Below are 19738 nucleotides of genomic sequence, written 5' to 3'. Positions count from 1 at the left end.
GCGAAGCAGAGTTAAGAGGTTGAGGGGACCGGAGTTCAGCCGCCGAGCGCGTCCAGCTTGAACTGTACGAGCTGGCGTGCGGACTGGTCGTCCTTCGACAGGCCGTCGAGCGCGAGCTTGTAAGCGGCGCGCGCATCGTCGGTCTTGCCTTGCGCGGCCAGCAGATCGCCGCGGCGATCGGCCACGAGGCCCTTGAATGCATCGACCGGCGTACCCGACAGCAGCGCGAGGCCCGCGTCGTACGCCTTCTCGTCGAGCAGCAGCGACGCGAGACGCAGCTTCGCGATCTGCTTGTACTCGTCATCCTTGGCGTGATCGGCGGCCCATTGCAGCTGCGCCTTCGCACCCGCCGAGTCGCCGGCCGCGTACAGCGTCTTCGCAGCGGAGAGTGCCGTCATCTGCGCATACGGCGTGCTGCCGAACTTGTCCTCCATGTCGGCGGCCGCGCGGGCCATCGTCGCCTTGTCGTTAGCGGCGGCGGCCTTCTGGACCTGCTCGTACAGCCCGGACGCTTCAGCAGCCTGACGGCGCTGCCAGTAGTTCCAGCCGTTGAAGCCGGCCGCGACGACGAGCGCCGCGAGCACGATCCACGTGGTGAGGTTGCCCCAGCGGGCCCACCACGCCTTGAGACTTTCAATCGATTCTTGTTCGTCGTGATAACTCATCGGCGAGCGATTCCTTCCTGTTCAGGCCGTTTTTGTCGAGCGGATGCCAGCGCGATCAGTCGTCGCCATCTTCGGCGGATGCAACCATCGCATTGATTAAGAATTCGGTCAAGCCTTCGACCGGTACGGTCTGCTGAACGTTCTTTTCGCCGTCTCCGCCCGCGCCGCGCAGCGCTTTCACGCCCACCGTGCCGTTCGCGACCTCTTCTTCGCCGAAGATCACCGCGAACGCGGCACCGCTGGCATCCGCCCGCTTCATCTGCGACTTGAAGCTCGCCGGCGCACCGTCGGCGCTGCAGTGGAAGATTACGTCGAGGCCCGTGTCGCGCAGGCGCTCGGCCGCGATGAACGCCTGTTCGCGCGCGGTCTCGCCCTGATGCACGACGTACACGTCGACGCCTTCCTGCTCGGGCGCGAGATCCTCTTCCTTCAGCAGTTCGAGAATCCGCTCGATGCCCATCGCCCAACCGCACGCGGCGGTCGGCTTGCCGCCGAGCTGCTCGATCAGCGGATCGTAACGACCGCCGGCCGCGACCGTGCCCTGCGCGCCGAGCTTGTCGGTCACCCATTCGAACACGGTCAGGTTGTAGTAGTCGAGGCCGCGCACGAGACGCGGGTTGATCTTGAACGGGATGTTGTTCGCGAGCAGCAGACGCTGCAGCCCCTCGAAGTGCGCGCGCGACTCGTCGCCGAGGAAGTCGATCAGCTTCGGTGCGTTCTGCGCGATTTCCTGCAGCGCGGGATTCTTCGTGTCGAGCACGCGCAGCGGGTTCGTATACAGGCGACGCTTCGCATCCTCGTCGAGCACGTCGGCGAACTGCTCGAGGTACTTGATCAGTTCGACGCGGTGCGCGGCACGCTCTTCGGCGAGGCCGAGCGAGTTGATCTCGAGCTTGATGCCGGTCAGCCCGAGGTCGTCCCACAGGCGCTGGCACATCATGATGATCTCGGCGTCCGCATCCGGGCCCGCGAAGCCGAGCGCCTCGACGCCGACCTGGTGGAACTGGCGGTAGCGGCCGCGTTGCGGGCGCTCGTGACGGAACATCGGGCCGATGTACCACAGGCGCTTCGGGCCGTCGTACAGCATGTTGTGCTCGATCGACGCACGGACGACGGCCGCGGTGTTTTCCGGACGCATCGTCAGGTTCTCGCCGTTCAGCGCGTCGGTGAAGCTGTACATCTCCTTCTCGACGATGTCCGTGACCTCGCCGATGCCGCGCGTGAAGAGCTGCGTGTGCTCGACGATCGGCGTGCGGATGTTCTGGTAGCCATACGCACGCAGCAGCGATTTCACGGTGGCTTCGAAGAACTCCCAAAGGCCGGCATCCTGCGGAAGGATGTCGTTCATGCCCTTGACGCCGGTGAGCTTCTCGATCTTGCGTTTTTGTTCAGTCATCGTGTGTGTGGACGAATTAGTTCGTGGCCTCAGCGCGGCCGTAGTTGCGTGCGACGTAGTCGCTGACGATCTGCTGGAATTCCTCGGCGATCCGCTCGCCGCGCAGCGTCTTGACCTTCTCGCCGTCGATGAAAACGGGCGCGGCCGGGTTCTCGCCCGAACCCGGCAGGCTGATGCCGATGTTCGCGTGCTTCGATTCGCCCGGGCCGTTGACGATGCAGCCCATCACCGCGACGTTCATCTTTTCGACGCCCGGATATTCCTTGCGCCATACCGGCATCTGTTCTCGCAGGTACGTCTGGATCTGCATCGCGAGCTCCTGGAACAGCGTGCTCGTCGTACGGCCGCAGCCCGGGCACGCGATCACCATCGGCGCAAACGAGCGCAGGCCCATCGTCTGCAGGATTTCCTGGCCGACGATCACTTCACCGGTGCGCGGCGCGCCCGGCTCCGGCGTCAGCGAGATGCGGATCGTGTCGCCGATCCCTTCCTGCAGCAGCACGCCGAGCGCGGCCGTCGATGCGACGATGCCCTTCGAACCCATGCCGGCCTCGGTCAGCCCGAGGTGCAGCGCGAAGCCGCAACGGCGGCCGAGCTCGCGGTACACGGCGATCAGGTCCTGCACGCCGCTGACCTTGCACGACAGCACGATGCGGTCGCGGCCGAGGCCGAGTTCGACCGCGCGCTCGGCCGAGCCGATCGCCGACTGGATCAGCGCTTCGTACATCACGCTCTGCGCACCCCACGGCTCCGAACGCGCAGCGTTCTCGTCCATCATGCGCGCGAGCAGATCCTGGTCGAGGCTGCCCCAGTTCACGCCGATTCGCACCACCTTGTCGTACTTGGCCGCGGCCTCGATCATCAGCGCGAACTGCGTGTCGCGCTTCGCGCCCTGGCCGACGTTGCCCGGGTTGATCCGGTACTTCGACAGCGCCTCCGCACAACCCGGGTAATCGCGCAGCAGCAGGTGGCCGTTGTAGTGGAAATCGCCGACGAGCGGCACGCTCACGCCCATCCGGTCGAGCTGCTCGCGGATCGCCGGCACGGCGGCCGCGGCCTCGGGCGTGTTGACCGTGATGCGCACCAGCTCGGAGCCCGCGTTCGCGAGTTCCTTGATCTGGATCGCGGTGCCGATCGCGTCGGCCGTGTCGGTATTCGTCATCGACTGCACGCGCACCGGCGCGTCGCCGCCGATCGTCACGAGCTGCCCGCCCCAGCGGACATCCACCGCATGCGATACGCGGCGCGGCTGCTGCCCGCCGAATACCGGTTCGGTCGAACAAATCTGACTAATGCGTGGGGATTGAGCTTCGGATTGCATCGATAGATCCATTTACGCGGAATGCGCCGCGACGCGGCGCATGAATTGAAAAAGCGCCGTGCCCGCTCGGCCTGCCGACATCGACGACAGGCCTTCGCCACGGCGCTTGACGTCAGGGCAACGTGAACCGCGCCACGTTACCCCGCGCTGCCGAATATTTTGCCGGATCGACAGGTTTTCCGTCGAACGCGATCGCGTCGAGGCCCGCCTTGTTGCCGATCGTGACCTTGAACGGGCCGTCGCCCGCGACCTGCTTCGCGTCGCCGCCGTGCACCAGCCCGGAGAACAGCTCCTTGCCGTTCTTGTCGCGCACGCTGAACCAGCTGTCCTGCTTGACCTTCAGCTCGACCATCGACTGGCCGGCCGCAACCGCGACGCTCGCCGGCTGAGCCGGCGCGGCGGCGCTTGCCGCGGTCGTGGCGACGACGGGCTGCGATGCAGCGGCCGTCACGACCGGCGCCACGGGCGCGGGCGCAGCCGACGCAGCGGCCGGGGCCGGGGCCGGGGCCGGGGCCGGGGCCGGAACCTCATTCGCAACCGTGGCAGATGCGCCGCTCGCAGCCGCCTCCTCGACGGACGACGACGAGGCCGCCGGCACGCTCGCGGCCGACACGTGCTCCGCGTCGCCGCTCTTGAAGCGTGCGAGCAGGCTCGACGAATCGCCGCCAGTGTGCCACATCAGTACCGCCACCACCGCGACGACGACGATCGCCGTGCCCCACAGCCACGGGTGATGCCGCGACGATCCGCCCAGCGGAATCGACACGCGGCCGCGCGGCAGATCCGTCCCCGACGACGCAGGCATCGACAGGTCGACTTCCGGCACCCCGCGCTCGCGGCGCAACGCCTGCGCGAACGGCTCCGGATCGACGCCGAGCATCTTCGCGTAGCTGCGCACGACGCCGAGCGCGAACGTCACGCCGGGCAAATGGCTGATGTCGCCGGCCTCGAGCGCCCGCAGCTTCTGCGGAGCGACCTTGAGTCGCGCCGACACGTCGTCGACGGTCCAGCCTCGCGACTCCCGAAGCTGCGCCAGCCGGCTGCCGACCGCCGCAAGCGATTCCAACCCTGCCGGTGCCGGCTTCGCGCCATTCGTCTCTGCGCCGTTAGACGGCTGCGGCTCACTCATCCTTGTCCTCGCGTCGATTCTTCTTCACTGGCGGCCGCCGCCGGCTCAGGCCGGCCGGCACCCGCAACTGTCCATACCATGCGCGACGCCGAGGCGCCGCGACCGATCGCTATTCGCGTGTTGTACCGCTTGAAGGTGCTGGCATCCCCGGCCCACGCACCCCCGTCAAATCGCCCGAACCTCGATGACTTTTCCTGCCGCGCCCGTTCGTTCCGCGAGGCGCGTGCGGTCCTTCACCGCGCCGGCCAGCTGGCCGCACGCGGCATCGATGTCGTCGCCGCGCGTCTTGCGCACGGTCGTGACGACACCCGCGTCGATGAGGACCTGTGCAAAACGCTTGATCTGCTCCGGCTTCGAGCGGATGAGGCCCGATTCCGGAAACGGATTGAACGGGATCAGGTTGAACTTGCACGGCACGTCGCGCGTGACGGCCAGCAGCTCGCGTGCATGCGCTTCGGTGTCGTTGACGCCGTCCAGCATGCAGTATTCGAAAGTGATGAAATCGCGCGGCGCGACTTTCAGATAACGCTGGCAAGCCGCCATCAGCTCGCGCAGCGGATACTTCTTGTTGAGCGGCACCAGCTCGTCGCGCAGCGCATCGTTCGGCGCGTGCAGCGAAACGGCCAGCGCGACCGGCAGCTCGGCGCCGAGGCGGTCCATCATCGGCACCACGCCCGACGTCGACAGCGTGACGCGGCGGCGCGACAGGCCGTACGCATTGTCGTCGAGCATCAGCCGCATCGCCGGCACGACCGCGCTGTAATTCAGCAGCGGCTCGCCCATGCCCATCATCACCACGTTGGTGACGACCCGTTCGGCCTTGCCGTTCGGGCCGGGCGCGCGGCCCAGCGACGCTCGCAATGCGAATTCGGCCATCCGCAGCTGGCCGATGATTTCGGCTGTCGACAGGTTGCGGGAAAAGCCCTGCTTGCCCGTCGAACAGAAGCGGCAGTTGACCGCACACCCGGCCTGCGACGACACGCACAGCGTGCCGCGCGTCTCTTCCGGGATGAACACGGTTTCGACCGCATTGCCGTTCCCGACGTCGATCAGCCACTTGCGCGTGCCGTCGGCGGAAACGTGATCGCTGGCGATCTCGGGCATGACGATCGACGCGCGGCCCTTGAGTTTCTCTCTCAAGGACTTCGCGAGATCGGTCATGCCGTCGAAGTCGCCAGCGTTGTACTGGTGGATCCAGCGCTGCAACTGCTTGGCGCGGAACGGCTTCTCGCCGAGGCTGCCGCAGTACGCGACAAGACCCTCGGCATCGAAGTCGAGAAGATTGACGGAAGTTTCGCTCGTCATGATGTGCTGCCTTGCCGCGTGCGCTGAATCCTGCCTACTTGCTGCCAGCCAGGGCTTAGCGCGAGTAGACGTTCATTTCCGGGAAGAAGAACGCGATTTCGACCGCTGCCGTTTCAGCTGCGTCCGAACCGTGAACGGCGTTCGCGTCGATGCTGTCGGCGAAGTCGGCGCGGATCGTGCCCTTTTCAGCCTTCTTCGGATCGGTTGCGCCCATCAGGTCGCGGTTCTTCAGGATCGCGCCTTCACCTTCCAGAACCTGGATCATCACCGGGCCCGAGATCATGAAATCGACGAGGTCCTTGAAGAACGGACGCGCTGCGTGAACCGCATAGAACTTCTCTGCGTCAGCACGCGACAGGTGTGCCATGCGCGATGCGACGATCTTCAGGCCGGCGCCTTCGAAACGGCTGTAGATCTGGCCGATCACGTTCTTTGCCACCGCATCCGGCTTGATGATCGACAGGGTGCGCTCGATTGCCATAAAAACTCCAAAAAATTAAGAAGTTACAGGTTCAAATGAATCCGCTATTGTAGCACGATCCCGTGTATCATTGCGATTGAACCCTTACACACGCGAAAGGTTCGGAATCCCTGTGTTTTGTGCCGCCCGGCCATTGAAACCTCCCGGGACGGAACGTATCTTAGCCATAGCTGCTCCGGTTTGCTGCGCCGCACACCGCGCGCGCCGAACCGGCCCCGAACGCCCATGCGTTCAATGTTAGGAGAAACCATGAACGACTATCCGTACAATTTCGGCCGCGGCGGTTCCGTCAGCACCGCCGAGGTTCGCAACCGCGTGCTGCGAAACACGTACTGGCTGCTCGCGCTGTCGATGGTGCCGACCGTGCTGGGCGCCTGGGTCGGCGTCGCGACGGGCTTCTCGCTGTTCGCGGCCACGAGCCCGATGATGAGCCTGCTCGCGTTCTTCGCGATCGCGTTCGGCTTCATGTTCGCGATCGAGCGGACGAAAAACAGCGCGGCCGGCGTGTTCGTGCTGCTCGGCTTCACGTTCTTCATGGGCCTGATGCTGTCGCGGCTGCTGAGCTTCATCCTCGGCTTCTCGAACGGCCCGTCGCTGATCATGCTCGCGTTCGGCGGCACCGGCATCATCTTCGCTGCGATGGCGACGATCGCCACCGTCAGCAAGCGCGATTTCTCGGGCCTCGGCAAGTGGCTGTTCATGGGCGTGATCGTGATCCTGCTCGCATCGGTCGCGAATATCTTCCTGCAGCTCCCGGCGCTGATGCTCACCGTGTCGGTGCTCGCGATCGCGATCTTCTCCGCGTACATGCTGTTCGACGTCCAGCGCGTCGTGAATGGCGGCGAAACCAACTACATCTCGGCGACGCTTGCGATCTACCTCGACCTGTACAACGTGTTCACGAACCTGCTCGCGCTGCTCGGCATCTTCGGCGGCAACCGGAACTGACGCTCGCGCTGCACGACGAAAAAACCGGCCCGCGGGCCGGTTTTTTTACGTCCGCGACCCGGCTCAGTCGCGCTCGAACAGCGCGATCGATTCGACGTGCGACGTATTCGGGAACATGTTCACGACACCGGCGCCCTTCAGGCGGTAACCGGCCTCGTGCACGAGCAGACCCGCGTCGCGCGCCAGCGTCGACGGGTTGCACGACACGTAGACGATGCGCTTCGGCAGCGGGCCTTGACCGCTCTGCGCAATCTCGGCCAGCGCCTTCGACACCGCGAGCGCGCCTTCGCGCGGCGGGTCAATCAGAAACTTGTCGAAGGCGCCGAGCGCGCGGATGTCGTCGCCCGTCACTTCGAACAGGTTGCGGCACGCGAACGTCGTGTGGCCGTCGACGCCGTTCTCGCGCGCGTTCGCCAGCGCGCGCGTCGTCAGCGTGTCGCTGCCCTCGATGCCCATCACTTCGCGCGACAGCCGCGCGAGCGGCAGCGTGAAGTTGCCGATCCCGCAGAACAGGTCGAGCACGCGGTCGTCGCGCGACGGCGCGAGCAGGCGCAGCGCGCGGCCCACCAGCACACGGTTGATCTGATGGTTGACCTGCGTGAAGTCGGTCGGCTTGAACGGCATGCGGATACCGAATTCCGGCAGCGTGTAGTCGAGCGACACGTCGAGCGGATAGAACGGCGTCACCGTATCCGGGCCCTTCGGCTGCAGCCAGAACTGCACGTTGTGCTCGTCCGCGAACGCGCGCAGCAATGCTTCGTCGTCCGCGTTGATCGGCTCCAGCACGCGCAGCACGAGCGCCGTGACTTCCGAACCGACCGCCAGCTCGATCTGCGGCATCCGGTCGCGAATCGACAGCCCCTCGACCAGCCGGCGCAGCGGCACCAGCATCGCCGACACGTGCGGCGGCAGCACTTCGCAACTCGTCATGTCGGCGACGTAGCTGCTCTTCTTCTCGTGGAACCCGACAAGCACGCCGCCCTTCTTCGCGACGTTGCGCACGGTCAGGCGTGCGCGATAGCGATAGCCCCACGACGGGCCGTGGATCGGCGCGAACATCGTTTCCGCACGCAGCTTCGCCAGGTGCCACAGGTTGTCCTCGAGCACGCGCTGCTTGACCGCCACCTGCGCGCGCATGTCGAGATGCTGCATCGAGCAGCCGCCGCAGGTGCCGAAGAACGCGCATTTCGGCTTCGTGCGCATCACGCTCGGGCGCAGAATGTCGACAACCGTCGCCTGCTCGTAGCTCGGCTTGCGGCGGAAGCTCGAATAGGTCACGCGTTCGCCCGGCAGCGCACCCTCGACGAAGATGACCTTGCCCGGCTCGCCGCTCTCGGTAATCGTGCGGCCGACACCGCGCGCTTCCATGTCGAGCGATTCGATCTCGAGAACCGGGGCGGGCCCGGGCGCGACGGGCGCATTTCTAGATTTGCGCGCAGAAGTGGGGACGGCTTCGGACACCAGCTTTTCCTGACAAACGTTGAAGAAGGCGAGATTGTAGACGACGCAGGCCCGCGTCGCGCGCTTTGCTTGAGGCAAGCGTCGATGCCCGCGCATGGACGACTCGGCGCGGCCCCGGGACGGCCCCGCAGGCGGCCCGGGCAGCACCCACGGCCGGCGAGGCCGACGGGCGGCCCGCGCAACGGCCGCCGGCACGAAATGCGCTCGAAACCCGCGCAACAGGAGATTCGACCATGCGACTGATCGACTGGAACATCCAATGGGGTCGGGACGCGGACGGCAGCGTCGACCTTGCGCGCACCGTTGCGGCGATCCGCCGGCTCGGCGACTTCGACGTGCTGTGCCTGCAGGAAGTCACGCGCGGCTTCGGCGCACTGCCCGGCCGGCCCGGCGCCGACCAGTTCGCCGAACTCGCGGCGCTGCTGCCAGGCTACACGATCTTCGAAGCGATCGGCGCAGACCTGCCACCGATCGAAACCGGCGCACCGCGCCGCCAGTTCGGCAACGCGATCGCAACCCGGCTGCCGACCGGGCGCGTGCTGCGCCAGTTGTTGCCGTGGCCGGCCGACGCCGGCGCGCCGTCGATGCCGCGCGTCGCGCTGAACGTCGAGCTGCAGGCGCCGTTCGGGCCGCTGCGCGTCGTTACCACCCATCTGGAATATTATTCAGCGCGCCAGCGGCTCGCGCAGGTGGATGCGCTGCGCGAGAGGCATCGCGAGGCCTGCGCGCATGCGGCACGACCGGCGCCCGCCGAAACCGCCGAGGGGCCGTTCAGCGCGACCGGCCAGCCGCGCGATGCGATCGTCTGCGGCGATTTCAACAGCGCATTCGACAGCGATGCGTATTGCCGATTTCTGGAACCGATCGCCGATGCGCCACGCTTCGTCGACGCATGGATTGCACGGCACCCCGGCCGCACACCACCGCCGACGGCGGGTGTCTACGATACGGTGCAATGGTCGGAGGGGCCGCTCGCATGCGACTTCGTGTTCGTGACCGAAACGCTGCTGCCGCGCGTCATGCGCTGCGAGATCGACAGCGACGTGCGCGCGTCGGATCACCAGCCGGTGCTGCTCGAACTCGCATGAGCGGGCCGCAGGCCGCCGCGCACAGCCTGCCCGCGTTACGCGGCGAAGCCGGCCAGGTACTCGGCCCAGTGGGACGCCGGCTCCTGCGCGAGCGCGTTCTTCACGAGCAGGATCTCGTCCGCATACTCGCTCGGCGTCAGGCCGCCGCGCATCAGCTGGAAGCGGCAATACAGCAGGTACGTATTGACGACGTCGGTTTCGCAATAGTTGCGGATTTCATCGATCCGCCCTTCCTGGAACGCCGGCCACACCTGGCTGCCGTCCATCCCGAGCTTGCCCGGAAAGCCGCACATCTTCGCGAGCGCGTCGAGCGGCGCGTTCGCACGCGCCTGATACATCGCGAGCACGTCCATCAGGTCGGTATGCCGCGAGTGGTAACGCGAGATGTAGTTGTTCCACTTGAACTCGCGGTCGTCCTCGCCGAGATCCCAGTAGCGGGTCGCGGGAATGCCGTGCACGAGCGCACGGTAATGGAGCACCGGCAGATCGAAGCCGCCGCCGTTCCACGACACGAGCTGCGGCGTGTATTTCTCGATCACGCGGTAGAACGACTGGATCAGCGTCGCTTCGTTGTCCTGCGGCGTGCCGAGCGAGCGCACGCGAAAACCGTTGTTGTCGCGGAACACACACGAGATCGCCGCGATGCGCTGCAGATGGTGCGGCAGGAAATCGCTGCCGGTCTTCTCGCGGCGGGCGGCAAACGCATGTTCGGCCACCGCGGCATCGTCGAGCGTCGCGGGCAGGTCTTCCAGACGGCGAATGCCGTCGACATCGGGAATCGTCTCGATGTCAAAAACGAGAATCGGAGTCATCAGTTACAGAACGGCGTCCTTGCGCACGCCGTTGGAGGCAAAGAACCGCTTGAGGCGCACCAGCGCTTCCTGCTGGATCTGGCGCACGCGCTCGCGCGTGAGCCCCATCTCGTCGGCCAGCTCCTCGAGCGTCGCCGGTTCGATGTGGTTCAGGCCGAAGCGGCGCTCGATCACGTGCCGATGCTTGTCGGACAGCCGCGACAGCCACGCGCGCGTGAGCGTCTCGAGCTCGCGGTGCTGCACCTCGGCGTCGGGCGACTGGCTCTGGTCGTCGGGCAGCAGGTCGAGCAGGCTGCTCGCGGGATCGAGGTCGAGCGGCGCGTCGAGCGATGCCGTGTGCTCGTTGAGCGCGAGGATGTCGGTGACTTCCTCGGCGGTCTTGCCGGTGAGGTAGGCGATGTCGTCGATGCTGGCTTCGCGGCGCTCGGCCGCTTCGCCCGTCGACATCGAATTCTTTTCGAGGTGACGCTTCGCGCGCAGCACCTGGTTCAGCTCGCGGATCACGTGCACGGGCAGGCGCACCGTGCGGGCCTGATTCATGATCGCCCGCTCGATGCTCTGCCGGATCCACCACGTCGCGTAGGTCGAGAAACGGAAGCCGCGCGTCGGGTCGAATTTCTCGATCGCGTGCATCAGGCCGAGGTTGCCTTCTTCGATCAGGTCGAGCAGCGGCACGCCGCGGTTCAGATACCCCTTCGCGATGCTGACGACGAGACGCAGGTTACGCTCGATCATCACCTGCCGCGCCTCGAATTCGCCGGCCTTGGCCAGACGCGAATAGCGCTGCTCTTCCTCGACGGTGAGCAGCGGCTTCACGCTGATGCGGTTCAGGTAATGCTGGATCGTGTCGGCCGTGAGTTCGGCCTGCAGCAGCGTGCGAAAATCGTCGACGTCGGGCGCCACCTCCGCACGGCCGTCGCGCTCGTCGTCGCCGCCTTCCGAGTCGGCGTCGCGAGCCTCGAGGTCGCGCTCGTTGTCCGCGACGTCTTCGTCATCGTCCGTCGAAGCACCCGCACGCCCCACCGATGCTTGCGTGGCGCGACTGATCTTCTCAGACTCGGCTTGCGGCTCGTGGCGCTTCGATTTCGGCATGGTCGTCTCGGTTATTGAGGCGGCAAATACTTCAGCGGATCGACAGGTTTACCCTGCCGGCGAACCTCGAAATGCAGCATCACGCGGTCGGAATCGCTGTTCCCCATCTCGGCGATCTTCTGCCCCTTCGTTACCGCGTCCCCCTCTTTTACCATCAAAGCGCGATTGTGTGCATATGCCGTGAGGTAAGTTGCATCGTGCTTGATGATAATGAGGTTGCCGTAGCCGCGCAGCCCGTTACCGGAATAGACGACGCGGCCGTCGGCAGCCGCCTTCACGGTTTCGCCGGCGGTGCCGCCGATATTGACGCCCTTGTTCTTCGCGTCGTCGAAGCCGTTCAGCACGGGGCCGCGCGCGGGCCACGCAAACGTCACGGGGCCGCTCGGCGCGGCGGCCGTGTCGCTCGATGCGGCTGCCGCGGCAGGCGGCGTCGCGACCGACGACGACGTACCGGCGGCGGGCGTCGCCGGGCCGCTGCTGAGCGGCGCGGTCGCAACGGCGGCGCCCGCGATCGGCGCGGCGACCTGCGTGCCCGCCACGGAGGCACCGGCCTGCGGCGAAACGCGCAGCAGCTGGTCGACTTCGATCTGATTCGGGTTCGCCAGGTTGTTCCACGCGGCGATGTCGCGATAGTTCTGCCCGTTTTCGAGTGCGATCCGGTACAGCGTGTCGCCCGGCTTCACCCGGTAGTAACCGGGCGGCGCCGGCGGCAGCGGCGCCGCGGGCTGCGCGGTGCCGGTCGTGCCGAGCGAACCGGAGCGATCGACGACGGGCGCGTTGTCGAGCCGCGTCGCACAGGCGGCCAGTAGCGTGGAGAACGCGGCTACGCAGATCGCGCGCTGGGCGAGCGTGAGCGGTTCCCTGGAACGGTTGTTTTGCATCGCGCGCAACATACTCATCGGTTTCAAATTACTCCGGATTTTAAAGGGACAAAGAAAACGCGATCAAGCCGTGACTCCCGCCATTGCGCGTGCGCGACGCGCTCGACGAGCGTGAGCACCTGGTGCTGCCCGCTCTGCGCGCCGACCGGCGCGACGAGCCGCCCGCCGATCGCGAGCTGCTCGAGCAGCGCCTGCGGCACGTCGAGCCCCGCCGCCGCGATCACGATCGCGTCGAACGGGGCTGCGGACGGCAGGCCGACACGCCCGTCGCCGTAGTGCAGACGGATGTTCGGCACGCGCAGCGGCCGCAGGTTCAGCTTCGCGCGCTCGTAGAGCGGCTTGATGCGTTCAATCGAATACACGTCGCGTGCCACGTGGCTCAGCACGGCGGCCTGATAGCCGCAGCCCGTGCCGATTTCGAGGACACGCTCGAGCGTGCGGCCGGCCATCGCGAGCTCGATCATGCGCGCGACGACCGACGGCTTGGAAATGGTTTGCTGATGGCCGATCGGCAACGCGGAATCCTCGTAGGCCTGCGTCGCGAGCCCCGGATCCACGAACAGGTGACGCGGCACCGCGGCCATCGCCTCCAGCACGCGCGCGTCGGTCACACCGTTCGCGCGCAGCCGTTCGACCATCCGTTCGCGCACACGTTCCGACGTGAGCGCGAACGCACCGGCCGGCACAACGCTGGGCGCGGCCGGCTTCGGCATCGCAGGCTTCAGCGCGGTCGGCTTCGGTGCGGTCGCGGGCTTCGCGGCGGCGGAGCCGGGCAGCGCCGTTCGCGGCGCGGCAGGCTTCACGACAACCGGTTTCGGCGCGGCCGCGGGCTTGTCGGCGGCCTTCGACACCGCGACCGCCGCATGGCGTTCGCCGGTCCGGCCTTCCGACTTGCGTGGCGCTCGCTTGAGATCTTCGAGCGCGAGCGGGAACCGCTTCGCGCGCTCGCCGCTCATGAAGCCCGCCCTCCGGCGCGCGCCCATTCGCGCGTCGCGGGCAGCATCTGCGTATGCGTGAGGTCGAGCTGCAGCGGCGTGATCGACACGAAACCGTTTGCCACCGCGTGGAAATCGGTGCCTTCGCTCGCGTCCAGCGCGTCGCCCGCCGCGCCAATCCAGTAGATCGGTTCGCCGCGCGGGTCGGTTTGGCGAATCACCGGCTGCGACGGATGACGCTTGCCGAGGCGCGTGACCTTCCAGCCTTTCAGTTCGCCGTACGGCAGGTTCGGAATATTGACGTTCAGCAGCGGCTGGCCCGACAGCGGATGCGCGAGGTAGTGCTCGACGATTTCCGCGGCGACGCGCGCGGCGTCGGCCAGATGGGCCCAGCCCTTGTCGGCCAGCGAGAACGCGATGGCCGGCACGCCGAACATGATGCCTTCGGTGGCGGCCGCAACTGTCCCCGAATAGAGCGTGTCTTCGCCCATGTTCTGGCCGTTGTTGATTCCGGAGACGACGAGGTCCGGACGGGCGTCGACCATGCCCGTCAACGCGACGTGCACCGAATCGGTCGGCGTGCCGTTCACATAGAAGAAACCCGTACTCGCCGCGCGCTGCACCGACAGCGGCCGCGACAACGTGAGGGAATTCGACGCGCCGCTGCAGTTCTGCTCGGGCGCGATCACCGTGAGCTCGGCCAGCGGCTGCAGCGCGTCGCTGAGCGCGGCGAGACCGGGGGCGAGATAGCCGTCGTCGTTGCTGAGTAGGATTCGCATCCGGCGATTGTAACCGAGGAAAGATGGCGCGAGAGCGACAGTCCGGCGACGGCGGACGGACCGTTGCGACCGCCCGCAGGTGCTGTCCCGCCGTATCGCGCGGCGTTGCGCGCGCCCGGGAAAACACCGGGGCGGCCCGGGTTTTCTACCGCCAACGGAGCCCGTCGCGGAATGCGCCCGGCGGCGAACCTGTCGCGAAGCGACAGGCCCGGCGGACGCTCAGATCGCGCCCGACTCGCGCAATGCGGCGATCGCCTGCGCGTCGTAGCCGAGGCCGCGCAGCACCTCGTCCGTGTGCTCGCCGAGCTCGGGGCCGAGCCAGCGCGTTTCGCCCGGCGTGTCCGACAGCTTCGGCGTGATGTTCGGCAGCGGAATGTCGGTGCCGTCGGCCAGTTTGAAGCGCTGGATCATCTGCCGCGCGACGAACTGCGGATCGGTGAACATGTCGGCGGCGCTGTAGATGCGCCCGGCCGGCACGTCGGCCGCGTTGAGCACGACGAGCGCTTCGTCGATCGTGCGCGGCGCGAGCCACGCGGCAATCGCGGCGTCGATCTCCTGCGTGCGCGGCACGCGCCCGTCGTTTTGCGCGAGCGCGGGATCGTCCGCGAGGTCGTCGCGCTCGATCGCCTTCATCAGCCGCTTGAAGATCGGATCGCTGTTGCCGCCGATCACGATGCTGCCGTCGCGGCACGCATACGTATTCGACGGCACGATGCCCGGCAGCGACGCGCCGGTGCGCTCGCGCACCATCCCGTACACGCCGTATTCGGGCACCACGCTTTCCATCATGTTGAAGACGGCTTCGTACAGCGCGACGTCGACCACCTGCCCCGCGCCGCCGTTGACCTTGCGGTGATGGAGCGCCATCAGTGCGCCGATCACACCGTGCAGCGCGGCGATCGAATCGCCGATCGAGATGCCGATACGCGGCGGCGGCAGGTCGGGATAGCCGGTGATGTGCCGCAGCCCGCCCATCGATTCGGCGATCGCGCCGAAGCCGGGGCGGTCGCGGTACGGGCCCGTCTGCCCGTAGCCGGACAGGCGCACCATCACGAGGCCCGGATTCTCGGCCGACAGCACGTCGTAGCCGAGCCCGAGCTTTTCGAGCAAGCCCGGGCGGAAGTTCTCGATCACGATGTCGGCCTCGCGCGCGAGTTGCCGCGCGATCGCCTTGCCGGCGTCGGCCTTCAGGTTGAGCGTGACCGATTTCTTGTTGCGCGCCTGGACGGACCACCACAGCGACGTGCCGCCCTGCTCCGGATAGAGCTTGCGCCACTTGCGCAGCGGGTCGCCGCCGTTCGGATCCTCGATCTTGATCACTTCCGCGCCGAATTCGGCGAACAGCCGCGACGCGAACGGCCCCGCGATCAGCGTTCCGAATTCGAGCACTTTGACGCCCGCGAGCGGGCCCTGGCTGGTGCTCATGTGTCTCCCTGGCATGAGGAACGGCGCCGCCGGTCGGCGGCGCCCGGCTTACATCGTGCGACGGTCGAGCATCGCGCGGGCGATGGTGCCCGCATCGACGTATTCGAGCTCGCCGCCCACCGGCACGCCGCGCGCGAGGCGCGTGACCGCGAGCCCGCGCGCCTTCAGCGTCTGGCCGAGGTAGTGCGCGGTGGCTTCGCCCTCGTTCGTGAAGTTGGTCGCGAGCACGACTTCCTTGACGATACCGTCGGACGCGCGCCGCACGAGGCGGTCGAAATGGATCTCCTTCGGGCCGATTCCGTCGAGCGGGCTCAGGCGCCCCATCAGCACGAAATACAGCCCGCGGTACGTCATCGTCTGCTCGAGCATGATCTGGTCGGCAGGCGTCTCGACGACGCACAGCAGCGTCGGATCACGCTCCTCGTCGCTGCAGACCTCGCAGATCTGCGCTTCGGTGAACGTGTTGCACTTCTCGCAGTGCTGCAGGTGCTCGGTCGCGAACAGCAGCGAGCGGCCGAGCCGCTCCGCGCCCTCCCGATCGTGCTGCATCAGGTGGACCGCCATGCGCTGGGCGGATTTTGGCCCGACGCCGGGCAGCACGCGCAGCGCTTCGACGAGCGCGGACAGGGCGGACGGCTGTTTCATACGACGGCAAGCAGTGGCACGGACGCGGCGCTCAGAACGGCAGCTTGAAGCCCGGGGGCAGCGGCAGGCCCGACGTCATGCCGCTCATCTTTTCCTGCGAGGTCGCCTCGGCCTTGCGCACCGCGTCGTTGAACGCAGCGGCGACGAGATCCTCGAGCATGTCCTTGTCGTCCGCAAGCAGGCTCGGATCGATCGACACGCGGCGCACTTCGTTGCGGCAGGTCATCGTCACCTTGACGAGACCGGCGCCCGACTGCCCTTCGACTTCGATCAGCGCAAGCTGCTCCTGCATCTTCTTCATGTTTTCCTGCATTTGCTGCGCTTGCTTCATCAGTCCGGCGAGGTTGCCTTTCAACATGGGAATACTCCTTCTTGATCGTGTAAAAACCGGCACGCGGCGCGTGCCGGCCAATGTGTGGGCGTGATTGTGCCTGCCGCGGGGCGCTCAGTTCAATGCAGCGTCGGCGGCGGGCCGTCCGGCGCTGCATCGGCGAGCGGGCGCACGGACCCGTCGACGATGCGCGCACCGAAGTCGCGCACGAGCTGCTGGACGAACGGATCGCCGTGAATCTCCTGCTCGGCCTCGCGCTGGCGCGCCGCGCGGGCGGCCGCATCGAGCGCCGCCGCCGTGCGCCGGGCCGGCCCGATTTCGACGCTCACCTCGACCGACTTGCCGAGCGCATCGGCCAGCGCGGCCTTCAGCTTCGCCACCTGCGCGGCGTCCGCGTATTGCGGCACCGGCACGGACAGTTTCAACGTCGTCGCATCGACGGCCGTCAGTTCGCTGTTGAACGCGAGCTGATACGCGACGCCCTTGAGAGGCAGTCGCGCGGCCAGCGCCGGCCATTCGCCGTCGAAGCCGACCGGATCGAGTGCGATCGCGGGCGGCAACGGACGCGTGTCGAGCGGTGCGGACGGACGGGTTTCCGCCGGCTTCGGCGTCACGCGCACGTCGTCGGGGCCGCTGTCGAATACCGGCACGAAACCGTCGTCGGCCGGGCCGCCGAACATCTCGTCGGCGCTGAGCGGCACGTACTCGTCCGGCGGGATGTCCTCCCACGGCGGCGGGGCCTGGCGCGAATCGGCTGCCTGCGGCGCACGGGACGCCGCGCGCGGCGTCGGCACCTGGACGGCGGCGGGACGCGGGGCGGCCGGCTTCTCGGCCGCCGGCGACGCGGCCGATTTCGCGGCGGCGCCCGCGCGCCCGCGGTCGGACGACACGCGCATCCCCGCATTGCGCAGCACGTCGAGCGCGGCGGCGGCACCGCCGGAACGCGCGGCCGGACGTGCAGCGGGCTCGGCCGGCGCAGCGCGCGGCACCGGGTCGGCCGGCGCAGCCGGCTCGTCGCCTCGCTGCGCAACGGCAACAGGCGGCTCAGGTTCCTTGTGCGCGGGGGCCGGCTGATCGCCGGCAGGCGCTGCTTGCGGTGCAGAGGCTTCCGTAGGCTGCGTAGGCTGCGGTGTCTCGACGACCGGCGCCGGCGCGGATGCCTGGACGGCAACCGGCTTCACGGCTGACTGGTCGGGTACGTCGCTGGACTGCACCGGCGCTTTACGCGCAACCGGCGCCGCGGATGCGGCTGGTGCGACCGGAGCGGCTGGCGCAGCCGCAGCGGCAACCTGCGGCCGCACGGCTTCGGCAGGCGCGGCCGCTGCCGGCTTCGCCGCGGCGGCCGATGCGGCCACGCGCGGAGCCGGCACCGCACGCGGCACCGAAGGCTGGCCGCCCGGCGCCCCGCCGGCGGCAACCGCCGGCTCGAACGCGAGCATCCGCAACAGCGTCATCGTGAAGCCGGCGTACTCGTCCGGCGCCAGGCCGAGTTCGGCGCGCCCGACCGTCGCGATCTGATAGAACAACTGCACCTGCTCGGGGCTCAGCGTCTCCGCAAAACGGCGCAGGTCGGCCGCTTCGGGCCATTCGTCGAGCACCGAGCCCGGCGCGAACTGCGCCCACGCGATCCGGTGCAGCAGGCTCGCGAGATCCTGAAGCGCGGTCGAGAACGACAGGCTGCGCAGCGACATCTCGTCGGCAATCGCGAGGATTTCCGGGCCGCTGCCGGCGGCGAGCGCGTCGAGCAGACGCACCATGTAAGTCTGGTCGAGCGCGCCGAGCATGCCCGACACCGCCGCCTCGGTCACCTCGTTCGCCGAGTAGGCGATCGCCTGGTCGGTGAGCGACAGCGCGTCGCGCATGCTGCCCTGCGCGGCACGCGCGAGCAGACGCAGCGCCTGCGGTTCGAACGTGACCTGCTCTTCGCCGAGAATCTGCTCGAGATGCGACACGATGTGCCCGGCCGGCATCTGCTTCAGGTTGAACTGCAGGCAGCGCGACAGCACGGTGACGGGAATTTTCTGCGGATCGGTCGTCGCGAGGATGAACTTGACGTGCGGCGGCGGCTCTTCGAGCGTCTTCAGCATCGCGTTGAACGCGTGATTCGTCAGCATGTGCACTTCGTCGATCATGTAGACCTTGAAGCGCGCATCGACGGGCGCGTACACCGCGCGCTCGAGCAGCGCGGCCATTTCGTCGACGCCTCGGTTGCTCGCGGCATCCATTTCGACGTAATCGACGAAACGCCCTTCGTCGATCTCGCGACACGCGCGACACACGCCGCACGGTTGCGACGTGACGCCGGTTTCACAGTTGAGAGCCTTGGCGAAGATCCGCGACAGCGTCGTCTTGCCGACACCGCGGGTTCCGGTAAACAGATAGGCGTGATGGAGACGCCCGCCGTCGAGCGCGTGCGTGAGCGCCCTGACGACGTGCTCCTGGCCGACGAGCGAAGCGAAATCCTTCGGACGCCACTTGCGTGCGAGAACTTGATAGGTCATCGGGAAATTGTATCAGTAACGCTGCGCCGCGCCGACACGCGAAACGGTGCGCAAGACAGGCGACGCGCAGGCCAAACGGAGTGTGGTGCAGAAATAAAAAACGCCCAACGAACGGGGCGAGAAGGAAGGTGACGAGCCCAACCCTCGGCACTGGCGGAAAACGATTGTGGCTGCTTCGTTCCCGACCTGACCAGGTTCACCGCCCCACCATGCGAGGAGGCCCGTCACGGCATATTCTATCACCGCTTCCGGACGAATGCGACCGTTTGTTCGCATCAATGCGCATGCGAGCGGGCAAACCGGCGCGCAACCGGTCGCACGAAGCGCCTGCGAATCGGGCCGCGCGCACGGCTCCCCCTTGTAATTCGCGAGCCGGCCTCCACCTGCCGGATACGATGGTCGAACGTCGCGTCGTACCCCTACTCGCGTAGCGGCTACTATCGCCGCCCGCAGCAGATAGCAATTTAGGCTAATATGACGCCCGAACGACCCGCGAGCCGCGGCATGCAGCGCTTACACCCTTCCTTTCCGGAGACGGGAGTG

General features: G+C 67.3%; 18 protein-coding genes and 1 other RNA gene. 2 read left to right on the top strand and 17 right to left on the bottom strand.

Annotation, left to right across the window (positions count from 1 at the left end; all coding sequences use genetic code 11):
* Positions 1-35: 35 nt before the first annotated feature.
* The 6 genes from HWX08_RS17470 to ndk form a co-directional block, all read right to left on the bottom strand.
* Positions 36-665, bottom strand: a complete 630-nt coding sequence (locus HWX08_RS17470) for a tetratricopeptide repeat protein (protein WP_069256818.1) — start codon at positions 663-665, stop codon at positions 36-38.
* Positions 666-720: 55 nt separating this feature from the next.
* On the bottom strand, positions 721-2061 hold the full coding sequence (hisS, locus tag HWX08_RS17465) for a histidine--tRNA ligase (RefSeq protein WP_039360260.1): 1341 nt from the start codon (positions 2059-2061) through the stop codon (positions 721-723).
* 16 nt (positions 2062-2077) lie between these two features.
* The gene (gene ispG, locus HWX08_RS17460) at positions 2078-3382 is read right to left on the bottom strand and encodes a flavodoxin-dependent (E)-4-hydroxy-3-methylbut-2-enyl-diphosphate synthase (protein WP_069258020.1); all 1305 of its coding nucleotides are present in this window, start codon (positions 3380-3382) and stop codon (positions 2078-2080) included.
* A gap of 112 nt (positions 3383-3494) precedes the next feature.
* Positions 3495-4511, bottom strand: a complete 1017-nt coding sequence (locus tag HWX08_RS17455) for a helix-turn-helix domain-containing protein (RefSeq protein WP_174922772.1) — start codon at positions 4509-4511, stop codon at positions 3495-3497.
* Positions 4512-4676: 165 nt separating this feature from the next.
* The gene (rlmN, locus tag HWX08_RS17450; RefSeq protein ID WP_069256820.1) at positions 4677-5816 is read right to left on the bottom strand and encodes a dual-specificity RNA methyltransferase RlmN; all 1140 of its coding nucleotides are present in this window, start codon (positions 5814-5816) and stop codon (positions 4677-4679) included.
* 55 nt (positions 5817-5871) lie between these two features.
* Positions 5872-6297, bottom strand: coding sequence for a nucleoside-diphosphate kinase (gene ndk / locus HWX08_RS17445; protein ID WP_006478674.1), 426 nt, complete (start codon positions 6295-6297; stop codon positions 5872-5874).
* 249 nt (positions 6298-6546) lie between these two features.
* Here ndk and HWX08_RS17440 point away from each other — a divergent pair, with 249 nt between their 5' ends.
* Positions 6547-7245, top strand: a complete 699-nt coding sequence (locus tag HWX08_RS17440; RefSeq protein WP_006761414.1) for a Bax inhibitor-1/YccA family protein — start codon at positions 6547-6549, stop codon at positions 7243-7245.
* A 63-nt stretch (positions 7246-7308) separates the two neighbouring features.
* Here HWX08_RS17440 and rlmD read toward each other — a convergent pair whose 3' ends face one another.
* Positions 7309-8802, bottom strand: a complete 1494-nt coding sequence (gene rlmD, locus HWX08_RS17435; RefSeq protein ID WP_404822518.1) for a 23S rRNA (uracil(1939)-C(5))-methyltransferase RlmD — start codon at positions 8800-8802, stop codon at positions 7309-7311.
* A gap of 137 nt (positions 8803-8939) precedes the next feature.
* On the opposite strand from rlmD, the gene HWX08_RS17430 reads away from it, so the two are divergent.
* Positions 8940-9794: an endonuclease/exonuclease/phosphatase family protein gene (locus HWX08_RS17430; RefSeq protein WP_174922773.1), complete on the top strand. Its 855-nt coding sequence runs from the start codon at positions 8940-8942 to the stop codon at positions 9792-9794.
* 35 nt (positions 9795-9829) lie between these two features.
* On the opposite strand, the gene HWX08_RS17425 is transcribed toward HWX08_RS17430, so the two are convergent.
* From HWX08_RS17425 to ffs, 10 genes are all read right to left on the bottom strand, one after another.
* A complete protein-coding gene (locus HWX08_RS17425; protein WP_069256824.1) occupies positions 9830-10606 on the bottom strand; it encodes a 3'-5' exonuclease in 777 nt (258 codons plus the stop codon).
* Between the two features lie 3 nt (positions 10607-10609).
* Complete coding sequence (gene rpoS / locus HWX08_RS17420; RefSeq protein WP_069256825.1) at positions 10610-11698, bottom strand: RNA polymerase sigma factor RpoS; 1089 nt, start codon at positions 11696-11698, stop codon at positions 10610-10612.
* An 11-nt stretch (positions 11699-11709) separates the two neighbouring features.
* Entirely contained in the window at positions 11710-12597 is an 888-nt protein-coding gene (locus HWX08_RS17415) for a peptidoglycan DD-metalloendopeptidase family protein (protein ID WP_174922774.1), read from the bottom strand.
* A gap of 5 nt (positions 12598-12602) precedes the next feature.
* A complete protein-coding gene (locus HWX08_RS17410; RefSeq protein ID WP_069256827.1) occupies positions 12603-13535 on the bottom strand; it encodes a protein-L-isoaspartate(D-aspartate) O-methyltransferase in 933 nt (310 codons plus the stop codon).
* Positions 13532-14293, bottom strand: coding sequence for a 5'/3'-nucleotidase SurE (gene surE, locus HWX08_RS17405; protein WP_069256828.1), 762 nt, complete (start codon positions 14291-14293; stop codon positions 13532-13534). The genes HWX08_RS17410 and surE overlap by 4 nt, the downstream gene beginning before the upstream one ends.
* Before the next feature lie 219 nt (positions 14294-14512).
* Positions 14513-15718: a CaiB/BaiF CoA transferase family protein gene (locus HWX08_RS17400; protein ID WP_069256829.1), complete on the bottom strand. Its 1206-nt coding sequence runs from the start codon at positions 15716-15718 to the stop codon at positions 14513-14515.
* A gap of 48 nt (positions 15719-15766) precedes the next feature.
* Positions 15767-16363: a recombination mediator RecR gene (recR, locus tag HWX08_RS17395; protein ID WP_034181272.1), complete on the bottom strand. Its 597-nt coding sequence runs from the start codon at positions 16361-16363 to the stop codon at positions 15767-15769.
* A gap of 31 nt (positions 16364-16394) precedes the next feature.
* Positions 16395-16721 carry a YbaB/EbfC family nucleoid-associated protein gene (locus HWX08_RS17390; RefSeq protein WP_006482124.1) on the bottom strand — a complete coding sequence of 109 codons (327 nt, stop codon included), beginning with the start codon at positions 16719-16721 and terminating at the stop codon, positions 16395-16397.
* A gap of 92 nt (positions 16722-16813) precedes the next feature.
* Complete coding sequence (locus tag HWX08_RS17385; protein WP_175807029.1) at positions 16814-19195, bottom strand: DNA polymerase III subunit gamma/tau; 2382 nt, start codon at positions 19193-19195, stop codon at positions 16814-16816.
* A gap of 127 nt (positions 19196-19322) precedes the next feature.
* Positions 19323-19421: signal recognition particle sRNA small type (gene ffs, locus HWX08_RS17380), an RNA gene on the bottom strand.
* Positions 19422-19738: the final 317 nt, after the last annotated feature.

The organism is Burkholderia metallica (genome assembly GCF_902832845.1).
Classification (GTDB): domain Bacteria; phylum Pseudomonadota; class Gammaproteobacteria; order Burkholderiales; family Burkholderiaceae; genus Burkholderia; species Burkholderia metallica.
Note: the sequence above shows the minus strand (reverse complement) of the source record. Positions and strands in the feature narration are given on the sequence as shown.